Below are 25,637 nucleotides of genomic sequence, written 5' to 3' on the forward strand. Positions count from 1 at the left end.
GTTATTTGTTATTTGTTATTTGTGTGACGTGATTTACATAGCCTATACAGTTAATATAAATCCAACGTTGAAATAAGTTCTTACACAGTGATAAATATTTGTCTCTAATGGTCAAATAAAAGGCAATGACAACATTGTTAGTTATTGATTAACAATGATTAAAAGCGAATTCTATGCAAGTGGGATTCGCTTTTTTTTCATGAAAAATAGCAATAATGAGGACAAAGCCACAAAACAAAACAACAGCTATTGTTTATGCTAATGATTGAGCATAAATTCATTTGGCTACGAAAATCTTATGCCTCGTTGAGTTAATCCTGAACAATTGACTTACGAGGCAGTCCTCTTTTATTCCATTTATTCCTTTACTAACACTTCACTCCCATGCCGGTATAGTTGATGTTTTATTTCGTTATGACATCTGCAATCATTTTATGTTGTAAACTTTCAGCTTAATTAAACAGCAAAAAAAACATAGTCTTTTTTTGCACCTTGATTAACGTTTTGTCTTGCATCGCAATTCATGTGAATGGTCGCACCTGAAGCAATGTACCCAAGTAACACTTATTAATAAGTACTTGATTGTTAATGTTATTTTCAAGTTGCGTCAAAGGTTGAATGTAATAGAGAAGTTGGCCTTTCCCACAGAGAGCTGAGATTAACAGTTTGTTTTTTAAAATGTTATGGTTTGTGATGCTTTCCAAACAAAAAAAGGGCTAAACAATTACTGTTTAGCCCTTTTAAATTAATCTGTATTAATTAAGATGATTGCTATAAGAATATACTCAATGTTGCTGCAATAATGAAAGCGATGGTTCCCAGTAAAGTTTCCATTACAGTCCATGTTTTGAGGGTTGTTTTCTCATCCATATCAAGTAGTCGACCGACTAGCCAGAAGCCCGAGTCATTAAAGTGAGATAACACTGTTGCACCAGATGCAATTGCGATAACAATAAAACATAAGTCAAAAGCACTTAGGCCAGTAGTTGCTGCGACCATTGGAGCAATCAAGGCAGCAGTCGTTGTTAAAGCTACTGTTGCAGAGCCTTGAGCAACACGTAATGCCGTTGCAATTAAGAATGCTGCAACAATAACAGGCATACCTGTATCGCTGAGTACGCCAGCTAATGCATCACCAATACCACTTGCACGTAATACCCCACCAAACATACCACCAGCACCTGTTACTAGAATAACGGCACAAATGGGTGCTAATGAATCACCACATAGCTTTTCTAATTTTGCCATGCCGTAATCTTTGGCAAAGACTGCTAAACAGAATAATAAGGTAATCATTAATGCCACAGGTGTTTTACCTAACATGCGCAAAATATTGACCCATGTTGATTGAGGATCCACCATGCCCATAACTGATAAAGTATTTAATCCTGTATCCATAAAGATAAGCACTAATGGCATCAGTAAAATAGAAATAACAAGTGAGAATTTAGGAAGTTTATCTTCATCAATAACACTTTGGGTTGCTAAAAATGCTTGAGGTAGCGGTAAATTAAAACGCTCGCCAGCCCATAAACCATATAAATAAGCCCCTAAATACCAGGTTGGCAAGGCAATAATCAGACCGACAAAAGTTAATAGTCCAATATTAGCGCCTAATAATTCACTGGCTGCCACTGGGCCTGGGTGTGGCGGTAGAAATGCATGCATCACAGCAAATGCACCCGCAACCGGTAATGCATATTTGATTGTTGAGCCACCAAACTGTTTAGCAACACTAAATAGAATCGGCATCATAACGATCAGTCCCGCATCAAAAAAGATTGGAAAACCAAATAGTAATGAAGCAATACCTAGTGCGAATGGGGCTTTATCTGAGCCAAATCGGCCAATGAGTGTATCTGCTAATACTTTCGCACCGCCTGTTACTTCTAGAATTCGGCCAATCATGGTTCCGAGACCAACAAGAAGTGCAACAGATGCTAGCGTGCCACCAAAGCCAGACATCATAGTTGGTACGACTTGATCGGATTGTACGCCAGTAACAACGGCGGTTAAAAAGCTCACTAATGTTAGTGCTAAAAAAGCATGTATTTTAAAGCGCATAATGAGGAGCAATAACAGTGCGATTGAGCCAGTAGCCACTAATAATAAGAATGTAGGATCTTGCGTCATACAGGATTTCTCCAGCAAAAATTAAAATTAAGATAATAATGTTCAGTTTTTTTTTATTGTGAATAACTTCACACACCGCGAAGTTACGGGTAACATGTTACCCGTAACATGGTAGCTTACAAGCAATTCGATAAGCCCGTATTCAAAAATGAGAGGAAGGTAGAATAAATGACAGGCAGAAGCATCATTGTTATGGGCGTGTGCGGTTGTGGTAAATCAACAATCGGTGAAAATATTGCTAACAAGCTCAATGCAAAATTTATTGATGGTGATGATTTACACCCTAAAGCTAATATTCAAAAAATGGCAAGTGGTACGCCTTTAGATGATATCGATAGAGCACCGTGGCTTGAACGTATCCGTGACGCAGCCTATAGCATTGAAACTAAGAATGAAACGGGTGTCATTGTTTGCTCTGCTTTGAAACAGAAATATCGCGACCAAATTCGTGAAGGCAATAAAAATGTACAGTTTATTTTTCTTGATGGTAGCAGATCACTCATTTTAGAACGAATGCGTGCGCGCCAAGGGCATTTCATGCGTGAAACTATGCTGGATAGCCAATTAGAAACCTTAGAAAGACCAAATCAAGAAGCTGGCGTATTTACGATTTCAATCGATGGGTCTATCGATAACATTGTGGATGCAGCCGTTGCTGCATTGGTAGGAAATATCAATGAATAAGATTATTGCTCGCGTTACACAACGCATTAAGCAGCGCAGTGAGACCAGTTACCGCCAATGGCTTGAGATGACATTAGCGATGGTCAACTCTGGTCGCGGTCGTCGCCAGCTATCTTGCGGTAATTTAGCCCATGTTGTTGCTGCTAATTGCTCTCAAGAGAAAAGTGCGATTTTAGATTTGTTACATTCAAATCTTGGTATCGTAACAGCTTATAACGACATGTTAAGTGCGCATCAGCCTTACAAATTCTACCCTGACATTATTGCAGAAGCATTGCGACCGTTAGGACACACCTGTCAAGTTGCAGGCAGTGTCCCTGCAATGTGTGACGGTATTACTCAAGGGCAACCGGGCATGGAGTTGTCGCTATTTTCACGTGATATTGTGGCTCAAGCAACGGCGATTTCCTTAAGTCATAATGCGTTTGATGGCACATTATTACTCAGTATTTGTGACAAAATTGCACCGGGTCAATTAATGGGGGCGTTATCTTTTGCTCATTTACCGACGGCTTTTATTCCTGTTGGTCCAATGGGGACAGGGATCAGCAATGATGAAAAAGTAACGGTTCGTCAGCAATATGCCGCGGGAGCAGCAACCAAAGAAACCTTATTAAATATGGAATGTCAGGCGTATCACTCACCAGGGACCTGTACATTTTATGGAACGGCTAATACCAATCAATTAGTGCTTGAAGCGATGGGACTTATGCTTCCAGGATCTGCTTTTGTAGCTCCAAATAGTGCATTACGCCATGCTTTAACCCAAGCCGCGTCATGCAAAATTGCGGCAATGAACAGCCAATCACAACAATACCGCCCTTTATATGAAGTCTTTACTGCTGAAAGTCTTGTTAATGGACTCGTTGCTTGGCTTGCATCTGGTGGTAGCACTAATCACAGCTTACATATGGTGGCGATCGCTCGATGTGCTGGACTTATTTTAACGTGGGATGACATTAGTGAGTTATCTGATGCGGTTCCGTTATTAGTACGCATGTATCCCAATGGTCCTGAAGATATTAATGCCTTTCAACAAGCAGGCGGCGTGCCTGTATTAATGAAAAATCTGCATGCATTAGGATTATTAAACACCAATATTAAAACCGCATTTGGTGAGTTTGCAGACCTAATGACGACGCCAATATTAAAAGATGATCAGTTAGTTTGGGTCGATTGTGGCGATAGTACCAATACTGAAGTGTTGGCAATGCCGACCCAGGTATTTAGTGGCAGTGGTGGGCTAAAAGTATTGACTGGTAATATCGGTAAATCAGTCATTAAAGTCTCTGCGGTAGCGACTGAGTATCAACAAATAACCGCCCCAGCTAAAGTGTTTCAATGCCAAAACGAAGTAGAGAAAGCATATAAAAAAGGCGAGTTAAACCAAGATGTTATTGTTGTTGTCACCCATAACGGCCCCGCAGCGAATGGCATGCCTGAATTACATAAGTTAATGCCTATTTTGGGGAACATTCAAAAGCAGGGGTATTGTGTTGCGTTAGTTACCGATGGCCGATTATCTGGCGCGTCAGGAAAAATAGCAGCGGCGATACATGTTACTCCAGAAGCTTTTTGTGGCGGTGAAATAGGCCTGATTCGAGATGGCGATATGATTGAGTTTGATGCCGTTCGTGGCGTACTTAATGTTGATGCTGATTTGTCATTACGTCATATGCCTGAGTTTACTTACCAATATCAACCACAAACCTGGGGCAGAAATTTATTTTCAGGTTTCCGTTCTCAAATTTCAAGTGCTGATACTGGCGCGACTATTTTTAATTGATTTAGCATAAGGATATAAAATGAATTGTTGGCAACTAGACCCTAAAGACGTATTTAAAGCATCACCTGTTGTTCCTGTGATGGTTATTGAAAAACTAGAACACGCACTACCGATGACACAAGCATTACTTGATGGTGGAATAACAGTATTTGAAATTACATTACGTACACCTGTAGCATTAGATGCCATTCGTACCATTGCAGCAGCGATGCCTGAAGCAATGGTGGGTGCAGGAACAGTATTAAATTGTGAGCAATATGATGCTGCTGTTGCTGCGGGTGCAAAATTTGTTATTTCACCAGGAATGACGCCCGAACTATTAGCGCATGCTAAAAAAGGTTCAGCCCCATTAATTCCAGGAGTAAGCTCTCCATCAGAAGTTATGCAAGCACTTGAACTCGGTTATCAGCAGCTTAAATTCTTTCCTGCAGAAGCAAATGGTGGCGCGAAAGTATTAGCTGCAATTTCAGCACCATTGCCACAAGTGAGTTTTTGCCCAACAGGGGGCATTAGTCCTGCAAATGTTGATCAATATAAATCACTACAATGTGTAGCGACAGTTGGTGGTTCTTGGATGCTACCTAAAGATCTGATCGATAATGGCCAGTGGGATAAAATTACTCAGTTATCTAAACAAGCTGTTGCTTTACTGAGTTAATAGTATGTAAAGCGCATGATGTATTAGCATGATGCGCTTTAACCTAAGCTATCCCCTAAAAAGATTGAATAACCAATATTATTAATGGCTTTGGTTATCTTTTTATTTGAGAGTTTTTTTAATAGTAATTCTGCTGCCATTTTACCCATTTGCTCTCGCGGGGTTTCAATACTGGCTAATGTGGGTGAAATAGCTTTACCAATATCTAATGCATTACAGCCAGCAATGGCAATTTGCTGTGGTATGACGATATGACGTTCTTGGCATAACATCATGGCACCAATGGCTAAATCATCATTGGTACAAAAAACGCCATCTAATAATGGGTAGTCCTGTAGTGACTTTTCCATTAATAATCGCCCTTGAGTAAAGCTAGAGTGCTCTTCTGTCGCAATCATGATTGGCGTTAAGCCATTTTCAATGATGGCGCGAGTATAACCATCACAACGTAATTGAGTTCGACGATCCATCCGCGCGGCAAAATACACAATCTGACGACGTCCACGTGCAATCATGAGTGATACCATTTCATAAGCAGCTTGCTCATGATCAAGACCAACAGCAAGCTCAATGGGGTTTTCTGGCAAATCAATCGTTTCTACAACAGATACCCCTGCTGATTCGATCATTTTTAAAGTACGTTGAGTATGAATACTTTCCGTTAAGATTAAGCCATCAACGTGATAAGACAATAAAGAGCATATTTTCTTCTCTTCTTCTTCGGGGCTATAACCGTAATGGGTAATTAAGGTTTGGTAACCTTGTGCTTTAGTTACGGCTTCAATTCCTTGAATTAAAGAGGCAAAGACTTGGTTAGAAAGGGAAGGAATTAAAATGCCAATCGCTTTACTATTACGGTTAGATAAAATATCTGGTGCTCGACTTGGTACATAACCCATTTCTTCAATCACAACGGCTATTTTTTCTCTTGTTGCAATCGCCACAGAGTTCGGATCGCGTAAGTAGCGACTAACCGTCATTTTAGTAACACCAACAAGTGAAGCAATATCATTCAGTGTTGGACGATGTTTAGGTATTGAAGACATAAAGTAGCCAAATCGAGATCTATTAAAATAGTCTAACATTTTATTAAGATAGACTCATAATGATTAAGTTTATACAACGAATGACTTTAGCGTAACTCAATTAAAAAAAGATCACTTCAGCGACCTTAGTGGAAAGCAACCTATTGAAGTGGTGTTTTATCTGGCATAGCAATTCATGCGAATGGTTGCTCCAGAGGAAATGTAGTTAAGTAAAGCTTTACACTTATCACTAATAACGTGATTGTTATTATTCATACCTAGAGTTAATGATTGAATTAATCCAGCAGATTCATATTGGTCTAATGGAATGACCATTGTACCAGCAAGGTTTTTATCTGTATTGCAATACGCCTTTATTGAAACTTTCTTGGGTGTATTTCGGTAATTACTTACTTCAACAATAATATTTTCTGGCATTTTTTACTCTTTAACTAGGATACTAGGCGTGATGTAGATAACAAAAAGCCTTAAACAAGGTTCAAGGCTTTAAGGATTCATTTGGCAATGAAATTATTTTGCAGGTGCAAAATCTTCAGCTGCTTGGCGGTGTGCAGTGTAGATAGCTTCACCGTCACTTTCTGCATCAAAGATAACTTTAACGTCAGCAGAGAACAGAATAACGTCGCCTACTTCAGCAACGTATTTGTTGCCTTCCATATCACGCATTACGATCTTGCCTTTCGTTACAACTTTGTACTCTACTGAATCGTAAAAGTATTCAAACTCTACGCCAGGAGACATAGTGAAGTGACCAATCGTCAATGGCGCACTGTTGTTAGTAACAGCAACTTCAGCCATGTCGCTTTTTAGGCCTTCAACTTCTAATAGCTTGCTTAGGTCGTTTAGCTTAAAAGAGCCAGCTTTGATCAGCGAGATACCTGGTTTTTCAGTTAATGTAGTCATTGGATTTGTCCTTCTTTTATAATAATGGCTGGTAGTTTTTATCCAGCCTTGTGTAGGGTGGTGCTTATTACATGCGTGCTTTGAAGATCTCAACGATTTCTTCTAGGCTCGCTTTACGTGGGTTAGTTAAAGAACACGCATCGTTGAGGGCATTTTGTGCCATGAACGCAAGCTTGTCTTCGGTTACACCCAAATCGGCTAGACGCAGTTTAGTACCGACAGCGGCTGATAAACCATCAATTGCATCAAGAGCTGCATCAATGGTTTCTTCTTGTGTCATTAATGCTGTATCGATACCCATTGCTTTAGCGATATCAATAAAACGCTCAGGTACTTGTTTAGCATTAAAGCGTGATACTTCTGCTAATAGGATAGCGTTACATAGACCATGTGACAGATCGTAAACACCACCTAATTGGTGCGCCATTGAGTGAACATAACCTAGCGATGCATTAGAGAATGCCATGCCTGCAAGGTACTCACCGTATTGCATTGCATCGCGTGCTTCGCGGTTTTGACCGTCGTTCACCACTGTTTCTAAATTATTAATGATCAACTCAATCGCTTTGATTGCAGCTGCATCAGTAATTGGTGTTGCTGCAGTTGAAACATAGGCTTCAACCGCATGAGTTAATGCGTCCATACCCGTGGTTGCAGTAAGGAACGTAGGCATTGCCACCATTAATTCTGAATCGTTAACAGCAATAATAGGGGTGAAGTGCTTATCAACTACAGGATATTTGGTTTCATCTTCTTGGTTAGTGATGATCGCAAATACAGTCATTTCTGAAGCGGTACCCGCCGTTGTGTTAACTGTGACTAATGGTAATTGTGGCTTTTTCGATAAGTGAACACCTGTAGAGTAATCACGAATATGACCACCGTTGGTTGCCACTAATGCGATACCTTTCGCTGTATCGTGAGAAGAGCCGCCACCAAATGAAATCACAAAATCAGCGTGGCTGTTTGCTAATAGCTCGAGGCCATCATCAATGTTTTGCTCTGTTGGGTTAGGTTGCACGCCATCGTAAATAGTGTACTCAAGACCGTGAGCGGTTAGCTCATCAGTTAGTTTGCTAACCAGACCGACTTCAACCAATACACTGTCTGTGACGATAAGGGCTTTTTGAAGATCTTTTGATGCAAGCTCAGCACCTAGAGATTGAATAGCATTAGGGCCCATTAACGTTACAGGTGGCATGTAAAAAACATTGCTCATCGTAAAACTCCGATAATTATTATTAATTTATAGCGACTTACCGTGTTAACCATAAGTCTGAATCTGTTTGATAGCGCGTTTAAAAGTGAGTAAAGGCTGCTGCTATATCGAACTTAGTTATTATTGTTTGTGTCGAAGCAACATTTTACATCATGTTATTTTGGTAACAATAAGCCTAAAACAAAAACACTTTTACTTATGAGTAACAATGTGAGCGTAATTAAAATCGAGTTACTTGGCTGTGTTATTCTGACTATTACTTGTCAGCAGCTGATAATAGTTTGTCATTAAAGCTCATGTGGCTGTTTGAATTAGTCACCACAATGCCTGAGTGTGATTTATCGGCGGTACCGTTTACGGCATAGTGGCAAGCAACAACAGAATTATTTGCTTGGTTATCGAAATTTACGTTACCTGTAAATGCGCCATCACGTGCAGATGCTGTGTAAGAAGTAGCGATAATAGCGGTTGCGATAATTGCTTTAATAACTGTTTTCATGAGTTGTGTAACCTTATCTTGATAGTTGTTTGCTAACGCCGTCTGCGTTTCGATGGATGTATTATTGATAATTACATCAAAAACAACAATACTCAAAAATGACAAAAGATTATTACGAGTTGGGAATAATGTGAAGGCAGGGTTTAAGGGCGATGTTTTTAGAAGCACGGAGCGAGTTTTTGAGTGGTGAAATGCATTTAGGAAAGACGAAGGTTCAGATATAACAAAGGCCGCAATAATGCAGCCTTTGTTTTGGATCATATCAAAATATAATAAATAAAATGTGTAATCTATGATCTTTAGAGATTATAAAGTCTCATTATTTTTATTCATATTTTGCTGTTGTATTTCACACATCATTACTGGCATATAATCAGATTTGCCATTAGAAAGAGAACAATTTACTAATGGCCCTGTCGCTGTTGAGTTGCTTGCTTGTGCGCCAGTTGATGCTAATAAAATAAGTGATGCAAAAAATGCGTTTTTCATGATTTAACTCCTTAATTAGATGCCGCCATTCTATTCATTACCTCATGAATGATAATTACTCTAATAGTAAAAACATTGTTACTAAAGTGGTGGTAATCTGGCTTTTGTTTTAATTAAAAATACTTAATTAGCCTTGATTTTTAACATTATCTGTTTGGTTCGAGTTGGTAACTTTGGAGTATTGGTATAAAAAACCACTGTTAAGGAGATATTTAAAACATTGTATATTTGAAGAACAACGCGATCAGAGACTATTTGAATGTAATCGAGAAGTTGGCGTTTTCCATAGATAACCGACACTAATGTTCTGTTTTTTATAATGTTATTATTTCATGACCGTTATTTATATTCACAGCAATAACATTTTGGTGTTTTTTATTTTGAAAGACAAAATTGTCTAAAAATTTTGTCTTTTTAGTGAAAGTGAGGCGGTTAAGCATGGAAACTCAGTATGGATTGCCTGATTGAGTACATGCAGACTCTGCATTGTTATCGTTGGTTTGAATACCATTTAGCCTTTTTTACGGCGTTGGATCTCATCTTGAAATTGCGCGATTGTAAAATCAATAAATGCACGTAATCGGCGTGGCATTAAATCGCGCTCTGGGTAAATGAAGCTGACAGGAATAGGGATTTGCGACTTATAAAGGCTAGGTAAAATATGAATTAATTTGCCTTCATTAATTAGATTTCGACACAAAAATTCAGGAATGTAGGTAATACCAAAACCCTCTAAGCACATATCTAACGCTGCACTTAATGTATTTACTTTAAAACGGTAAGGTAGCCCTTCTAGTACATCTTTATTACTTGTACGTACATTACTTATCATACGAATTTGTTGATGCGGTATTTTTAAGTCAGATAAATTTTGTGGTAAACCATATTGTTCTATGTATTTGGGGCTAGCGACTAACACCCGTGTTGTATGATGGAATGTTCTGACAATCAAAGACGAATCTTCAATCTCCCCAACCTGTATCATAATATCAAAGCCTTCCTTGATAAGATCAACTTTACGGTTTGATAGCTCAAGGTGGATTTTTAAATTAGGGTGAAGGTTCATAAATGCTTTTATACAATCGCCAATAATTCCTTTTCCTACCTCAACCGGCATTACCATATTTAATGTGCCGCAAATTAAATCATGGCTAGCAGTCACTTCAAGTTCAGATTGTTGTAATACCTCCAAAATATGCGCACAAGAACGATAAAAAGTATCGCCTTCTGTTGTTAAAACTAATTGGCGTGTTGAGCGTGTTAATAATTTAACACCTAGATATCGTTCTAATTCTGCTACTTTTCTGCTTACTGTTGATTTTGTTAACTCTAGTTCAGCAGCGGCTTGCGTAAAACTTTGTATCTCAACAACACGTGCAAAAATCTTGATCGTATTAAGATCAAAGCCAATTTTATTGTTTTTTGTCTGCAACAGTCTTTTCCTTTGTGATCTATATAACAACAATTTAATCCAATTTATACTTTATACCATAAAGTAATTTAGGACAGAAAATGAAACCATTTTATACCTCTCGCATTGCAGCCTCTTTAGCCGCTGCATTGTTATTATCGGCATGTAGTATGACGCCACCTTCTGAACCACCGCATCATTCGCTACTTACAGCTAAGCAAGTTCAATTATATCAGCATGATCTTATTAATATAAAAACGGATTGGTGGACCCAATTTAATGATCCGCAATTAAATCAATTAATCACATTAGGTCTTACGAATAACTTAACCTTGCAGCAAGCTCAGCAGCGTATTGAGTTAGCGACTCAACAGGTTGCTTTAGCACAAGCAGGTGATAAGCCAAGCGTTAATCTTAATGTTAGTGGCGGCGCAATTGGTGCAAATTTAGATTCTCTATCTCCCCATAATGAAGAATATTCAGCGCTAGGAATGTTGCTGCCTTCTTTTTCTTACCAATTTGATTTTTGGGGTAAAAATAAGGCAATTATTGCTGCTGCAACCAATCAAAAATTATCATTAGAGGCGCAAGCGGTACAAGCGAAGTTATTGTTGTCTGCGGCGATGACAAGTAGCTATTTTACATTACAAAATAATTATCGTTTAGAGCGGGATATTGAGCTGTTATTACATGAAACGAATAAGCAAAAAGCCGTTATTAACGATCAAATTAAACGTGGTCTCGCAACCAAAGCTGAATTATTTCAACAGCAAGGTGATATTGATAAGTTATCAGCACAGCTTTCAATGACCAAAACGCAGCAACAATTAGCAAAAAACCAATTAGCGTTATATGTCGCTAAAACACCACAACAATTGGGTACATTGTTAGCACCCAATGCCGAGCCTATAAAGCAATTGAATAATATCACGACGATTCCAATTAATTTATTAGGCCGTCGCGCGGATATTATTGCTAATAAATGGCTTGTTGAAGCTAATCGGCAAGGTATTAAGCACGCTAAAGCCGCTTATTATCCTGATATGAATTTGATGGTTATGGGCGTTTTTCAAAAATTATCATCGATGAATCCTGCCGATTTATTTTTAAGTGGGGCGACGGTTGCTACGACTTTACCACTCTACGATGGTGGCGTACGTGATGCTAATTATGCTTCAGCAAATATTGATTATGACCAAGCGGTGACGGTGTATAACCAATCAGTGCTTACTGCCGTTAAACAAGCCTCTGATGCAATTGTTAATTTACAAGAGGCGTTACAACAACAAGCTTTATCCGTGGCATCAACAACACAATATCAGCAAGCCTATATGCTATTTAAACACCGTTATCAACGTGGATTAGCCAGCTTTTCAGAGATGAATAATGCCCAAATAAAGTGGCATCAACAGGTTATACAAACCACGAATGCTGATAACGCAACGCTACAGAATCAATTACAACTTATTGTGGCTCTTGGAGGCGGCTATAACAGCCAACAATAAAATACACAGCCGTCATCTAGCACAATAAATAACATGAGACTCAATATGACAAATCAACCTCTTAATTCTACTTCTCAAAAAAAACGTAACACTATTCTCAGTGTTTTTATCATTATCGTTATCGCTGTGGCCGTGACTTATTATTTATTTATGCCGACCACCTCACAAACCACTGATGATGCTTATGTTGCAGGTCAGAGAATAATGATCACAGCACAAGAGTCAGGCACGGTTAATGCGATCAATGTTGATGATACTCAACAAGTTAAGCAAGGTGAACAGCTTGTTTCTTTAAACCATAACCCATTGCTATTAAAGCAACAACAAGCAGAAGCGAATCTTAAAAATACGGTTCGTGATATACAAAGTAAGTATGAACAAATCGCGCAGTTAAAAGCGCAAATTGCAGCAGAAAAAGTGATGTTGGCTCAAGCGAAACAAGATTATAAGCGTCGAATTGGAGGGGACAAAGACGGTTCAGTACTTGCTGAAGTTGTCTCACATTCAAAAAATGCCGTCTTGATTAAAGAGCAAAATCTGATTGCGTTAAATAAACAATTACAAGCGCTGCAAACCTTATTACCTCAAGAAAATATTTTAGATAACCCTCAAGTTCAAATGGCAATTGCGCAATTGCGTCATGTTTATCTTGATCAACAAAATGCCACTATCTTTGCACCTAAAGCCGGTATGGTTGTTAATCGTAGTGTGCAAATTGGTCAACAAATTCAAGCAGGGCAACCATTAATGACGATTGTGCCATTAAATAATGTTTGGGTTGAAGCTAACTTTAAAGAAACACAGTTACATAATATTCATACCGGACAACCCGTTACCATTAAGTCTGATCTTTACGGTGATAAATATACATATCATGGTGTTGTGGCGGGTATTGGTGCGGGTACGGGGAGTGCGTTTGCAGCGATTCCTGCCCAAAATGCGACGGGTAATTGGATTAAAATTGTTCAACGTGTTCCTGTTCGTATTTACATTGATTCGCAGCAAATTGAACAACATCCACTGCGCATTGGTATGTCAATGACAGTCACGGTAGATACAAAAACGACCGCGAATAAGCCGTTTGATTATGCCGTGTTTACCGCCAATGAAAGTGCGCAGAAGACGACTAACAAACGCCTAGCTGTTGTAGATAAAAAGGTTGAGATATTTGTTAATCACCTTATTAAAGCTTAGGTGATGTAATGAATGAATCTGTGCCACTAAAGGGCGTTAAACTGCTATTGATTACCTTAGCGACATCAATGGCAACTTTCATGATGATTTTAGATACATCGATTGCCAATGTCGCGATCCCTACTATTGCAGGTAATCTTGGTGTATCAACCGATCAAGGTATTTGGGTGATCACCGCGTTTGGTGCAGCCAATGCGATATCAATGCCGATGACGGGTTTTTTAAGTCGTCGGTTTGGCGAAGTAAAACTGTTTATCTTTGCCACCATGGGGTTTGTTATTGCATCGATGTTATGTGGTATGTCGAGCAGTATTGAAATGTTGATTTTTTTCCGCGTGATTCAGGGGGCTATTTCGGGATCGATAGCACCGCTATCACAAAGTTTGTTATTACGAAATTTTCCAAGAGAAAAACACGGTTTAGCAATGTCCTTATGGTCAATGACGGTGGTTATTGCACCGATTATGGGGCCGATTTTAGGTGGAGTACTGACGGATAATTACTCATGGTCATGGATCTTTTTCATTAATGTTCCGATCGGTATTACTGCGAGTGCGTTAGTTTTTTTTCTACTCAAAGGAAAAGAGACCAAAACCCAACGAGAAAGTATTGATTATATTGGAATTGGGCTATTAGTTGTTGCTGCGGGTAGTTTACAAATGATGCTTGATTTAGGTAAAGATCATGACTGGTTTCAATCAAATTTAATTTTAGGATTAACGTTTGTCGCTGTTCTTTCTTGGGGCTGTATGATCATTTGGGAATGGTATCATGACAATCCTGTGGTTAACTTTCGCTTCTTTACTAAACGAAATTTCACGATTGCGGTAATAGTGATGAGCTTAGGGTATATGGTGTACTTTGGCTCTACAGTATTATTGCCGTTGTGGCTGCAAGGCGTAATGGGGTATACCGCATCATGGTCAGGTTATGCGACGGCACCCGTGGGGATTCTAGCAGTTGTAAGCGCACCTATTATTGGTAAATTAGTTCAAAAAATAGATATTCGTTATATTTTAACTTATGCCTTTTTGATTTTTGCTGTCGTTGGTTTTTGGCGGAGTAGTTATAATTTAGCAGCTTCTTTTGATTATATTATGCTGCCGCAATTCATTCAGGGTGCAGCAACATTAGCTTTTTTTGTACCACTACAAAATTTAATTGTGAATAGTGTCCAGCCCAATCAAATAGCCAATGCGGTGGCGTTATCGACGTTCTTTCGTACTTTATTTGGTAGTTTTTCATCATCGATTGTTACAACGATGTGGGATCAACGTATGGAATTTCATCATTCACGTATTGCAGAAGGATTTACGGTCGCTAATCATCAAGTCAGTCAGTTTATTCATTCAATGGGTAATAATCTTGATGCGGTGAATAGTGTCATTACTCGGCAGTCTTATATGATGTCAACCGTCGATTTATTTTGGTTGTCAGGGATATTATGTTTACTGCTGATTCCATTAGTATGGTTAGCAAAACCTGTACATCATTAATTATTTAAGCCATGCTATTGATCGAATAAAGGCCGCTAATTTAGCGGCCTTAGTTTTATTTAGTCGTTACCAAAAAACTAAATATCAACGGCATTTTATTTGGCTAATGCTTGCCACTTATCATAAACAGCCCTAAAATAACTGTACAAAAACACAGTATAGTTAACCATGATAACACTCACTACCAATGTACAAGCGGGGATCACCGGATTTGAAAATCCCACTATTCGCTTTCGTAAGCAGCCTTTAAACCTACAAACTTTATTTGTACATAGTCACACATCAATGCGTATTATCAGCGCTGACAACAGTTATCAAAAATTTGGTATTGCGAAAGGTGACTGGCTACTGATCGACAGTGCTTTGCAGGCGTTAGCCACTGATCTGGTATTGTTTGAATATCATGGCGAGAGCCACATTGCGCGCTGGAACGTATTGTGCCAACACATTGCAGCCTCAGGAAAAGCGTGGGATGAACTGCATGTTATGGGAGTGATCAGTGTTTCTATTCATCACTTTCGCCAACCGCCGCCTTTACCTTGGCACTGTGATTTAACCGAAATCGACTTACACCAACTTATTGTTACTCAAGAGCACTCAACATTATTGTGTCGTGCTGCAGGTGTTTCGATGCTACCGCACATTTGGGATCGCGATATTTTGATCCTAGAACGCCACCTCACGCCAGAAAACGACGATGTTATTGTGCTGGCGTTAAATAATGATTTAGTTGTAAAGCGGATCAATGTGCACACTAAAACTCTTTATTCAGACAATTCCAGCTTTAAGCCTTATCCAATCACTCAAGATGATTACACTCGCCTACATGGTGTGGTTCGTTATAGTTTACGTTTACATCGATCGATGCCGTTATGATTTGCTTACTTGATGGTACACGTTTTTATGCTGAGTCTTGCATTACCTATAAACCTGCTTTGCGTAATATTCCGCTGTTGATAACCGCAGGCCAAGGGATCTCTATTGCTGCTAATCGTGCTTGTACTGATCTAGGTATCGGCAAATTCACTCCGATATGGGAAGAGATTGATCACCTACGAGCCCACAACGGTATTGTATATAAAGCTAACTTCAACACTTTTTCACACCATTCAGATCGCTTTATGACTGCGCTTGAAAAACACATTGATGGTGCGCGCTCGATGCGCTATAGCGTCGATGAAGTGTTTTTTGATATTAGTCACTTACAACGTATTAATGTCGATCTCAATCAACATGTAAAAACGCTGCGTAAAGCCATTTATAAAGAAACCGGTGTACCAACAGGGGCGGGCGTTGGTAACACCCTCACCTTAGCGAAAGTTGCCTCGTGGGCTGCAAAAAATTGCCAACCTTATCAGGGACAGTGTGTATTGATGAGCGAGCAACAGACCGATGCAATTTTAAAACAAATGCCAGTCGGTAAACTGTGGAACATTGGTAGGCAACTAAATAAACAACTGTTGCAACAAGGTATAGTAACGGCTTATCAATTGAAACAATGTGACACTAAGACTTACCACAAACGTTATTCAATTAACGTCGCTAACGTGATTTCAGAGCTTAATGGGATTACGTGCTTAAATTTTTCTGCTCAACGGGCCAAGAAAAAACAGATTTGGTCGACCACTTCTTACCGCGATCGCTTACGTCACCAAGATGATTTATTTGCTGAACTGGCACACCATTGCACAGAAGTGATGCGCAAAGTACGTGATCAAAAAACTGAAGTGAGAACGCTAGCGTTTTTTATTAGTACCTCAAAACACGATCACTGCCGACCATTTTACCGCCGTGGTGAAGTGACATTTGCTAGCAGACTGACTGATACCAGCTTTGCCTTACAACAACTGCGAGCGCAATTTAATGCTCTTCTGCCAGATAACCTTGCTCAGCAGCCGATCTATAAAGTAGCTGTGGGTGCCACCAGTTTAATTGATGCTGAAATAAAGCAATTTGAGTTATTTAACCGTTTTGATAATAAAGACAACCTAAACAGTACCCTTGATCAACTCAGCGACCGCTTTGGCAAAGGCGTGATTGGATTTGCTTGTCAGCAACGCAGCTATCAAGAACGGCAAGGGGAGATTGAGATGTTAGAACTTGAGAATTACTACACCGATATTAACGAGCTTGTGGTGGTGAAGTGTATCTAGAAACAGGCCACGCCAATGTAGCCTCACAAGAGCAGCGTTTTTACTCGTGATCAGTGCAATTTAAGTTGGTTTTGTTGATGATTTATTATGGATGGTTTGTTAGATGTCGCAATACGGGTTGAGGTGGTTAGTGAACTAGTTTCGTTGGGGTATACCTAAAATGACAGATTAAAGTATGTCAGTAATTTTTCCATAACGTGTTTAACTGTTTTCTAACGATGATAGTAATGAAACTAACTAGAATATAAACATGTACGATTAGATATGTTCTACCTTTAATTCGCCCCTCTTTTTCTTACGTTATTCAAATTATTTTTTTGTAATGCAATCATAGTCATAGTCTTATAAAAACCTGAAATGTAAACTAGTACATATTGTAAGGCTTTGTTTTGTATTATTTTGGGTGAGTTTAATGTCTATAGGTTCCAAGTGGTATAAGTTCGATTTTCATAATCACACACCAGCTTCAAATGACTATCAAGAATCTGAACTATCTAATCGAGATTGGTTACTTGCTTATATGAGGCAAGAAATCGATGCGGTAGTTATAAGTGATCATAATACTGGAGCTCAAATTGACGGCTTAAAATTAGAACTTTCACAAATGCAAATCGAAGCTGAAAATGGGGATTTAGACGGCTTTAGAGCACTAACCTTATTTCCAGGTGTTGAGTTGACAGCTACAGGAAACGTGCATGTTTTAGCTGTATTTGATGAGCTCAGCACTAGTGCCGACATTGAACGTTTAATTGGACAGTGTAATGGAAATGCCCCTGTTCCTAGAGAACTTAATTACCAATTAGTACTTCGAGGAGGGGTTGCAAGCATTATTAGTTCAATAAAACAGTATACTAATGCTGTTTGTATACTAGCGCATATTGATGCAGCCAAAGGTATTTTAAGTGTCAGCAACCAAACTGAACTCAATAACGCTTTTGAAGCAAAACCAGACGGTTTAGAGATTCGTTTTAATCTTTCTGATATTACAAATGGTACTCACAAGCGCTTGATTGAAGACCTCCCAAAATTGAGAGGATCTGATGCTCATCATCCGGATAATGCGGGCTTACGTACTTGTTGGTTGAAAATGTCAGAGTTAAACTTTGATGGGTTAAAAAGCGCATTACTTGATCATGAAAATTGTATTCTACTTGATTCATTACCACCTTTAGAGCCAAACTTCCAACTTAGAAAATTAAAATTAAAAACGAGAATTTGTAGCTCTGAAGATAATCAGCCTACAGAGTTAGAGTTTAGTCCTTTCTACAATGCAATCATTGGTTCTCGTGGTAGTGGTAAGTCTACGATTATTGAAAGTATTCGCCTTGGCATGAGAAAGGATAACGACCTTTCTCCAAAATTAAACGAGACTATTGAAAGGTTTAAGTCTATTGGAAAAGGTATGGACGAAGACTCAGAAATAGAGTGTACATATCGCAAAGATGGTAGTGACTTTAAACTAACTTGGAAACCAGGCAATAAAACGACGCTTCATTCAGTTATTGACGGTGAGTTGGTTGAAGACTTCAATTGGTCTACTGATAGATTTGGAATTTCAATATACAGTCAAAAAATGCTATTTGAATTAGCATCTGACAATGATGCTTTTCTAAAGGTTTGTGATGAAAGTAAATTTGTAAATAAGCGTCAATGGAAAGAAAAGAAAGAAGAGTTAGAAAGGAATTTCAAAAATGAGCAAATTCATCTAAGAGATTTATTAGCTAAAAAAAGTACAAGCTCAGCATTAAGTGGACAACTTTCAGATGTGTCACGTTCAATAGATAAGTTGAGTGAAAGCTCTTACTACACAGTAAAAACAAACTTGAGCCGATTGGAATTAGAGCATACTTCAATTCATGAAATATATTGTTCAGAGAAAGCTTTTTTAGATGATATTGATAACAAGATACCTGCACAAACGCTTTATGAAAATTCTACAGAGAAATCTGAGCAGTATCATACGACGCTACAACAATTCAAAATCATTCAAGCTCAAACTAATCGACGTATTAGATCTGCTTTAGAGGAAGCAAGACAGCAATATGATGCTCTCTGTAGTAGTTCACCGTTAATAAAATTAGCTGAACTGATTACATCAGAAAGAGATAATGTGATTCGCGAAGCAAGCACTTTAAGAGCTCAAGGATTAGATCCGGATAAATTGGATGGCTTAGTTGAGCAGCAGACGAATTTAGAGGCTGAGTTACGAGAATATACAGATTTAAATGTTAAAATTAATCAAACAGAACAAAATATTGCACAAATACTTATAGAAATAAAAGAGCATCGAAAGGCTCTAACAGAAAAGAGAAAAGAGTTTATTGCGTCCTTAAACTTAGATGGCCTTGAAATAAAAATCTTGCCTTTGAATGCACCACCAAAATCAATAGTATTAAGTTATCAAGAAGTTACAGGTATTCAAAGCTTTTTTGATCGTATTTATGATCAAGATGCAAAGACTGGTTTTTTAAAGCAATTCATTGAACATCAAACATATGCATCAATCGAACATATTATTGAACAAAAGTACGCATACTTAAATGAATTGAAAGAACGCCATATAAACATTGTTAATGGTACTGTAACTGAGCCTATTGATATACATGGCTCGTATAAAAAACGTATCGAGGCTCTTTCAGATGAGTCACTAGATAATCTCATCTGTTGGTTTCCTGATGACGGCATACATATTCGTTATAGAGCATTGAATAGTCGGATGGAAGATATTGAATCAGCATCACCAGGGCAGAAAGCTTCTAGTATGCTGCAATTTCTTTTATCTTACGGTACAGACCCTTTATTACTAGATCAACCAGAAGATGACTTAGATTGTATGATGTTGAGCAAAAGTGTGATTCCTTCTATCGCTGCAAATAAGCAGAGACGTCAGTTAATCATTGTTTCTCATTCCGCGCCTATTGTTGTCAATGGTGACGCAGAATATGTAATAAGCATGATTCATGACAAGAATGGACTCAGACCTAATATCTGCGGAGCACTGCAAACTCAAGATGTCAAAGAGTTGATTTGTAATCAAATGGAAGGTGGAGAAAAAGCATTCCGCTCACGATTTAGCCGTATATTAAGCTAATCAAGTACGAACCTACTAAATATTTATACGAAAAAGCCAAGTTGGGGATTCCTCCTAGCTTGGTTTCTCCAAAAATTACTTACTATCGAGTCGCTTGCTCTATAGTGATCACTAAGCGATTCTGTCATAACCAACATCACTAATATCATTCCATATCAACGAAAATAACCACCCATTTCACATAACAGCTGTTATATGAATTTAGGCTGTAAGTCCCATTTAGAAATGCCAGCTGGTGATAAGAACGTCAGAAATTGACTGAAACTGGAAACAAACCCAAATAGCAAAAGGGCGTTGAAGCTAGCTTCAACGCCCTTTTTGATAGATTAATTATTAATTAAATTAAGCTAAATTACATCCGTGCTTTGAAGATATTAACGATTTCTTCTAGGCTCGCTTTGCGTGGGTTGGTTAGAGAACACGCATCGTTTAGAGCGTTTTGCGCCATGAACGTTAACTTATCTTCAGTGACMCCCAAATCAGCTAGGCGTTGCTTGGTRCCTACCTTTTCAGATAGTGCATCAATCGCTTCAAGGGCGGCATTTACTGCTTGCTCTTGGGTCATTGCTGCRGTGTCGATACCCATAGCTTTRGCGATATCAACAAAACGYTCTGGTACTTGTTTGGCGTTAAAGCGCGAAACTTCTGCCAATARGATAGCGTTACATAGGCCGTGAGCCAGGTCGTAAACACCACCTAATTGGTGCGCCATTGAGTGAACGTAACCTAAAGAAGCATTAGAGAATGCCATACCAGCTAAGTACTCGCCGTAYTGCATTGCATCACGTGCTGCGCGATTTTGACCGTCGTTCACAGCRGTTTCTAGGTTGTTTACAATCAGCTCAATGGCTTTAATYGCWGATGCATCAGTGATTGGGGTTGCAGCTGTTGAAACATACGCTTCAACCGCGTGCGTTAATGCATCCATACCRGTTGCAGCRGTTAGGAACTTAGGCATTGCTACCATTAGCTCTGAATCGTTCACTGCAATAATTGGCGTGAAGTGCTTATCCACTACAGGGTATTTAGTTTCATCTTCTTGGTTAGTGATAATCGCAAATACTGTCATTTCTGAAGCAGTACCCGCTGTTGTGTTCACGGTTACCAATGGCAGTTGTGGCTTTTTCGATAAGTGAACACCTTTAGAGTAATCACGAATGTGACCACCGTTCGCTGCCACTAATGCGATACCTTTTGCAGTATCGTGAGAAGAACCACCACCAAATGAAATCACAAAATCAGCATTGCTTTGTGCAAGAAGCGCAAGGCCATCTTCAATGTTTTTTTCAGTTGGGTTTGGCTGTACACCATCATAGATAACAAAATCTAAGTTATGGGCTTTTAGCTCATCTGTTAGCTTGCTAACTAAACCCACTTCAACTAATACACTGTCTGTAACGATTAGGGCTTTTTTCAGCTCTTTTGATGCAAGTTCAGCACCTAAAGATTGAATAGCGTTAGGACCCATTAAGGTTACAGGTGGCATGTAAAATACATTGCTCATAGTAAAACTCCGATAATTATTTATTAATTTATAGTGACTTACCGCGTTAGCCATAAGTCTGAATTTGAGTTTACGTTGAGGGATATACTGGAGGAGAAATGTATATCCTTACCGATTTTAGTGTTGCTGTGTGCTTCAATAACTTCATTCTACGCCCTATCATTTAAGTAACAATAGAGGCTAATACCAAAACACTTTTACGAAATAGATAATAATAAAAACAGGGTAAAACGGTTTGATGACGATGATTTAATAACAAAAACAGTGAGTTAATTATTTATCAGCGGCTGATAATAGTTTTTCATTAAAGCTCATGTGGCTGTTTTTGTTTGTTACCACAATCCCTGAATGTGATTTATCAGCAGTACCGTTGACAGCGTAGTGGCTGGCTACAACAGCATTATTCGCTTGGTTATTGAAACTAACGTTACCAGTAAATGCGCCATCACGTGCTGATGCAGTGTAAGAAGTGGCGATAATAGCGGTAGCGATAATTGCTTTAATAACTGTTTTCATGAGTTGTATAACCTTATCTTTTATAATTGTTTGTCAACGCCGTCTGCGTTTCGATGGAGCTATAGTAACAATTACCAAAAACAAAACAATTATCACGAATTGCAAAACATTATTACTTGATAGAAATAATTGGTGGTTTTTTAGGAGAGAGGAGCAGAGAGGTCGCTGTTGTGATTACGGGTAAATACATTATTAGGAAGTGAGATAATAAAACGGCCGCAATGCGTGCGACCGTTATCGATAAAGAAAGCAGATAACCAGAGCTTAATTAAATTGGCTGATCAAGTTGATCGTAACGACGCAGTTTATAATTAAGAATAGATAATACCCAACAACCAATAAATATCATAACCACCCCAATACCGACCATGCCAAAGTGATCGGTCATGGCATTAATACCATTCCAAAACGAACCGTTTAATTTTAAACTTGAAGCAATGGCGCTCAGTGCCTCTAAGCCACCGATGATCAATGCCACAATCACAGAAATACCAGTAATGGTCATATTATAATAAAGTTTACGTGATGGTTTTGAGAATGCCCAACCATAAGCACCGATCATAACCAGATTATCAAGGGTATCAATTAACGACATGCCAACGGTAAATAAGATCGGGAAAATCATAATTAACCAGATATTCATTCCTTGAGAAGCATTGGTTGCTGACAGTGCTAATAAGGTAATTTCACTCGCGGTATCAAAACCAAGTCCAAACAAAAAGCCAATAAAATACATATGCCAGCTTTTATTTATAAATTTAAAGGAAAAGTGAAAAAGTTTATTTAATGGGCCGGTTAATTGAATATTTACATCCGCATTGGATGGACGAATACCTTGTTTATAGGCGCTAAATTTTTTATACACCGATAAGAAAATACGAAGGTTGATATAGGCCATTATCAATAAAAATAAAATTGATACGCTAGTGCCAATAATGCCGCCGATATCACTAATAAAAGGGATTTTTGACTTAAAGGTGCCAACGGTTAATGCAATCGCTGCGGCGGCTAGCATCACAATTGTTGAATGACCGAGTGAGAAAAATGTTCCGATAGTGATAGGTTTTTTACCTTGCTCCATCATTTTACGAGTTGTGGTATCAATGGCAGCAATATGATCGGCATCGACAGCATGACGCAAACCAAGTGACCAGGCCAAAAGGGACATACCCAGCATTTCAGGATGATGATGAAAGGCAATGACCGCAATAACCCATACGGTTATATTGATTAAGATAAGGCTAGATACCAGCCATATTGCATTTTTTTTGGTGTTATCGCTGATTTTCATTAAATATAATATCTCTGTTTTTAATAATAGTTATCATTCTCTTTATTTGACTGGGAGATTTAACTAAGTCGTAACGCTATTTGAATAAATAGTTTATTTTCAATTGGTTATATTTTTAAAGTTTGACTTTAATTCCACTTTTTATCTGTGGTTTATTGTATATGCATTATTATAAACATCCCTTGAGCGTATGTATTGAATTTTTGAGTATTGTTATCTATATAAAAGTAGACCACTATATTTCTGCTCTTTTATGGAATAATGAATTTTAAAATAATAAAAAAGGTGAATGTTATGTCAGTAACTGCTGAAGGAAAGAAAGTCTCAATTTCTGGTGTATTTCCACAATCAGGACAAAAAGCGCCAGCGTTTACACTTTGTGGTGTTGATCTAAGTGATTTGACACTAAGTTCGCTAGCAGGAAAAAAAGTGGTGTTAAATATCTTTCCAAGTGTCGATACACCAACTTGTGCGATGAGTGTGCGTGCGTTTAATAAAGCGGCGGCTGAAATTGATAATACGGTTGTCGTATGTATTTCTGCGGATCTACCGTTTGCAGCAAGCCGTTTCTGTGCTGCCGAAGGGATTGAAAACGTGAAGATGGCATCATTTTTCCGCGCGCCTGAATTTACTCAAGACTACGGTGTAAATATTAACGCGGGTCCGTTGAAAGGCTTAGCAGCACGTGCGGTGATTGTTATTAATGAGACCGGACAAGTGACGTATAGCGAGCTTGTGGCTGAAATTAAACATGAACCGAACTATGAAGCAGCAATGACGGCTTTACGTTAAAAAACATCCCCCTATAGCCTAAGTGCTTTTAGGGGGATTTTATTGAATAGTATTATTAATTAAATATTACTACCTTCCCAAACAATACGACGATAACGGGTTGGGTTGGTATCACCTTCAGTGCTAAAGATCATTACCACTGCATCTTTATTTAAACCGATTTTTTCAGCTTCAATTTTTCCTGACTCTGTTGTCATTAATTGATAAAGGATGCCCATAGATAATGCACCAGATTCACCACTAATAATGCAGTTATCGCCTTGTAATGGGTTACCTAAAATACGCATACCTAATGCAGCAATATTGTCTTCTGCTGAGATAAATGAATGACTACTATCTCGTAAAATTGGCCATGTTATTGGATTAGGTTCGCCACAAGCAAGGCCTGCCATAATAGAAGATAAATCTCCTGTTACATTAACCATTTCACCAGTATTTCCTGAGCGGTAAATGCAATCAGCGACTGAAGGTTCTCCAATAATTGTTTTTATATTTTCAGCACCTAAACGATCGACTAAGTAACCTAATACACCACCAGCCATAGCACCAACACCAGCTTGTAGCATTACATGTGTTGGCAAGCCTTCGTTGGCATCTACTGCCTGATCAATCGCTTCGTCTGCCATAGTCATATAACCTTGAGATATCCACGTTGGTATTTGTTCATAACCATCCCAAGCTGTATCTTGGACAAGCATCCAGTTATTTTCTTCTGCGGTTTTATTGGCCAAACGTACTGTATCATCATAATTAACATTGGTAACGATACATTCTGCGCCTAATCCTTGAATACGTTCAACGCTTGCTTGTGGTGAACCCTTTGGCATATAAACAACCGCTTTTTGCCCCATTTCCCTAGCAGCCCAAGCAACCCCTGTACCATGATTTCCTGCTGTTGCAGTTGTAAATACTAATGGTTGCTTTAATTTATTAGCGACTGTTTTTAAATCAATTTCATTAATATTAATATTTAAATGTTCAGCTAAAACACGACCTAATGCATAAGATCCACCAAGTACTTTAAAAGCATTTAAACCAAAGCGTTTTGATTCATCTTTTACCAGAATCGCTTTAACACCAAGATAAGCAGCCAAGTGAGGTAATGAAACTAATGGTGTTGGAGTATAGCCTTCAATTTGTTGATGAAAAGCACGTGTTTCTTGAGCTATTTTCTGAGTAAATAAAACACTTTTATTGCCGTTATAATGTTGGTTAGCTGATACGTTTAGCATGGCGTTCACTTTATAATAAATACGTAGAAGAAAGA

The 25,637-nt window shown here is 38.5% G+C and carries 22 protein-coding genes; 10 read left to right on the plus strand and 12 right to left on the minus strand.

The features are described from left to right. Positions 1-771 precede the first annotated feature (771 nt). Positions 772-2,133: a GntP family permease gene (locus G6R09_RS05055; protein WP_065168059.1), complete on the minus strand. Its 1,362-nt coding sequence runs from the start codon at positions 2,131-2,133 to the stop codon at positions 772-774. Positions 2,134-2,301: 168 nt separating this feature from the next. Here G6R09_RS05055 and G6R09_RS05060 point away from each other — a divergent pair, with 168 nt between their 5' ends. The 3 genes from G6R09_RS05060 to G6R09_RS05070 are packed head-to-tail and all read left to right on the plus strand — an operon-like array spanning position 2,302 to position 5,261. Continuing rightward, complete coding sequence (locus tag G6R09_RS05060; protein ID WP_065168060.1) at positions 2,302-2,817, plus strand: gluconokinase; 516 nt, start codon at positions 2,302-2,304, stop codon at positions 2,815-2,817. Next, positions 2,810-4,603, plus strand: coding sequence for a phosphogluconate dehydratase (edd, locus tag G6R09_RS05065; RefSeq protein WP_163920863.1), 1,794 nt, complete (start codon positions 2,810-2,812; stop codon positions 4,601-4,603). The genes G6R09_RS05060 and edd overlap by 8 nt, the downstream gene beginning before the upstream one ends. Before the next feature lie 19 nt (positions 4,604-4,622). Continuing rightward, on the plus strand, positions 4,623-5,261 hold the full coding sequence (locus G6R09_RS05070; RefSeq protein WP_065168062.1) for a bifunctional 4-hydroxy-2-oxoglutarate aldolase/2-dehydro-3-deoxy-phosphogluconate aldolase: 639 nt from the start codon (positions 4,623-4,625) through the stop codon (positions 5,259-5,261). A 38-nt stretch (positions 5,262-5,299) separates the two neighbouring features. Here G6R09_RS05070 and G6R09_RS05075 read toward each other — a convergent pair whose 3' ends face one another. From G6R09_RS05075 to G6R09_RS05105, 7 genes are all read right to left on the minus strand, one after another. After that, positions 5,300-6,307, minus strand: a complete 1,008-nt coding sequence (locus G6R09_RS05075; protein WP_065168063.1) for a substrate-binding domain-containing protein — start codon at positions 6,305-6,307, stop codon at positions 5,300-5,302. A 156-nt stretch (positions 6,308-6,463) separates the two neighbouring features. After that, positions 6,464-6,724 carry a hypothetical protein gene (locus G6R09_RS05080; protein ID WP_163920866.1) on the minus strand — a complete coding sequence of 87 codons (261 nt, stop codon included), beginning with the start codon at positions 6,722-6,724 and terminating at the stop codon, positions 6,464-6,466. 93 nt (positions 6,725-6,817) lie between these two features. After that, positions 6,818-7,210, minus strand: a complete 393-nt coding sequence (locus G6R09_RS05085; RefSeq protein ID WP_045071353.1) for a hypothetical protein — start codon at positions 7,208-7,210, stop codon at positions 6,818-6,820. Positions 7,211-7,277: 67 nt separating this feature from the next. After that, positions 7,278-8,429 carry an iron-containing alcohol dehydrogenase gene (locus G6R09_RS05090; protein ID WP_065168650.1) on the minus strand — a complete coding sequence of 384 codons (1,152 nt, stop codon included), beginning with the start codon at positions 8,427-8,429 and terminating at the stop codon, positions 7,278-7,280. A 256-nt stretch (positions 8,430-8,685) separates the two neighbouring features. Beyond that, positions 8,686-8,928 (minus strand): hypothetical protein, encoded by a 243-nt coding sequence (locus G6R09_RS05095; protein WP_163920869.1) that lies wholly within the window; start codon positions 8,926-8,928, stop codon positions 8,686-8,688. Positions 8,929-9,234: 306 nt separating this feature from the next. Then, entirely contained in the window at positions 9,235-9,417 is a 183-nt protein-coding gene (locus G6R09_RS05100) for a hypothetical protein (RefSeq protein ID WP_163920871.1), read from the minus strand. Positions 9,418-9,928: 511 nt separating this feature from the next. Further along, complete coding sequence (locus G6R09_RS05105; RefSeq protein ID WP_163920873.1) at positions 9,929-10,849, minus strand: LysR family transcriptional regulator; 921 nt, start codon at positions 10,847-10,849, stop codon at positions 9,929-9,931. An 80-nt stretch (positions 10,850-10,929) separates the two neighbouring features. Between G6R09_RS05105 and G6R09_RS05110 the strand changes: the two genes are divergently transcribed. The 6 genes from G6R09_RS05110 to ppl all read left to right on the plus strand — a co-directional run bounded on the left by G6R09_RS05110 (position 10,930) and on the right by ppl (position 20,267). After that, positions 10,930-12,333, plus strand: a complete 1,404-nt coding sequence (locus G6R09_RS05110) for an efflux transporter outer membrane subunit (protein WP_163920874.1) — start codon at positions 10,930-10,932, stop codon at positions 12,331-12,333. A 45-nt stretch (positions 12,334-12,378) separates the two neighbouring features. Continuing rightward, positions 12,379-13,527 (plus strand): HlyD family efflux transporter periplasmic adaptor subunit, encoded by a 1,149-nt coding sequence (locus G6R09_RS05115; protein WP_163920887.1) that lies wholly within the window; start codon positions 12,379-12,381, stop codon positions 13,525-13,527. 8 nt (positions 13,528-13,535) lie between these two features. Further along, on the plus strand, positions 13,536-15,023 hold the full coding sequence (locus G6R09_RS05120; protein ID WP_163920889.1) for a DHA2 family efflux MFS transporter permease subunit: 1,488 nt from the start codon (positions 13,536-13,538) through the stop codon (positions 15,021-15,023). 168 nt (positions 15,024-15,191) lie between these two features. Next, entirely contained in the window at positions 15,192-15,899 is a 708-nt protein-coding gene (locus tag G6R09_RS05125; protein ID WP_163920892.1) for a S24 family peptidase, read from the plus strand. Beyond that, entirely contained in the window at positions 15,896-17,176 is a 1,281-nt protein-coding gene (locus G6R09_RS05130) for a Y-family DNA polymerase (protein WP_163920895.1), read from the plus strand. The genes G6R09_RS05125 and G6R09_RS05130 overlap by 4 nt, the downstream gene beginning before the upstream one ends. Positions 17,177-17,588: 412 nt before the next feature. After that, positions 17,589-20,267, plus strand: coding sequence for an anti-phage protein Ppl (gene ppl / locus G6R09_RS05135; RefSeq protein ID WP_163920897.1), 2,679 nt, complete (start codon positions 17,589-17,591; stop codon positions 20,265-20,267). A 352-nt stretch (positions 20,268-20,619) separates the two neighbouring features. Here the strand turns inward: ppl and G6R09_RS05140 are convergent, their stop codons facing one another. The 3 genes from G6R09_RS05140 to G6R09_RS05150 all read right to left on the minus strand — a co-directional run bounded on the left by G6R09_RS05140 (position 20,620) and on the right by G6R09_RS05150 (position 23,578). Beyond that, the gene (locus tag G6R09_RS05140) at positions 20,620-21,771 is read right to left on the minus strand and encodes an iron-containing alcohol dehydrogenase (protein ID WP_163920900.1); all 1,152 of its coding nucleotides are present in this window, start codon (positions 21,769-21,771) and stop codon (positions 20,620-20,622) included. Positions 21,772-22,044: 273 nt separating this feature from the next. Then, entirely contained in the window at positions 22,045-22,287 is a 243-nt protein-coding gene (locus tag G6R09_RS05145) for a hypothetical protein (RefSeq protein WP_087821346.1), read from the minus strand. A 268-nt stretch (positions 22,288-22,555) separates the two neighbouring features. Next, complete coding sequence (locus G6R09_RS05150; protein WP_163920905.1) at positions 22,556-23,578, minus strand: HoxN/HupN/NixA family nickel/cobalt transporter; 1,023 nt, start codon at positions 23,576-23,578, stop codon at positions 22,556-22,558. Positions 23,579-23,872: 294 nt separating this feature from the next. Here G6R09_RS05150 and tpx point away from each other — a divergent pair, with 294 nt between their 5' ends. Then, positions 23,873-24,370 carry a thiol peroxidase gene (gene tpx / locus G6R09_RS05155; protein WP_163920908.1) on the plus strand — a complete coding sequence of 166 codons (498 nt, stop codon included), beginning with the start codon at positions 23,873-23,875 and terminating at the stop codon, positions 24,368-24,370. Between the two features lie 59 nt (positions 24,371-24,429). On the opposite strand, the gene dpaL is transcribed toward tpx, so the two are convergent. Continuing rightward, positions 24,430-25,602 carry a diaminopropionate ammonia-lyase gene (gene dpaL / locus G6R09_RS05160; RefSeq protein ID WP_163920911.1) on the minus strand — a complete coding sequence of 391 codons (1,173 nt, stop codon included), beginning with the start codon at positions 25,600-25,602 and terminating at the stop codon, positions 24,430-24,432. Between the last annotated feature and the right edge of the window lie 35 nt (positions 25,603-25,637).

Source organism: Photobacterium sp. Alg240-V54, from assembly GCF_900537155.1.
In the GTDB taxonomy this organism is placed as follows: Bacteria; Pseudomonadota; Gammaproteobacteria; order Enterobacterales; family Vibrionaceae; genus Photobacterium.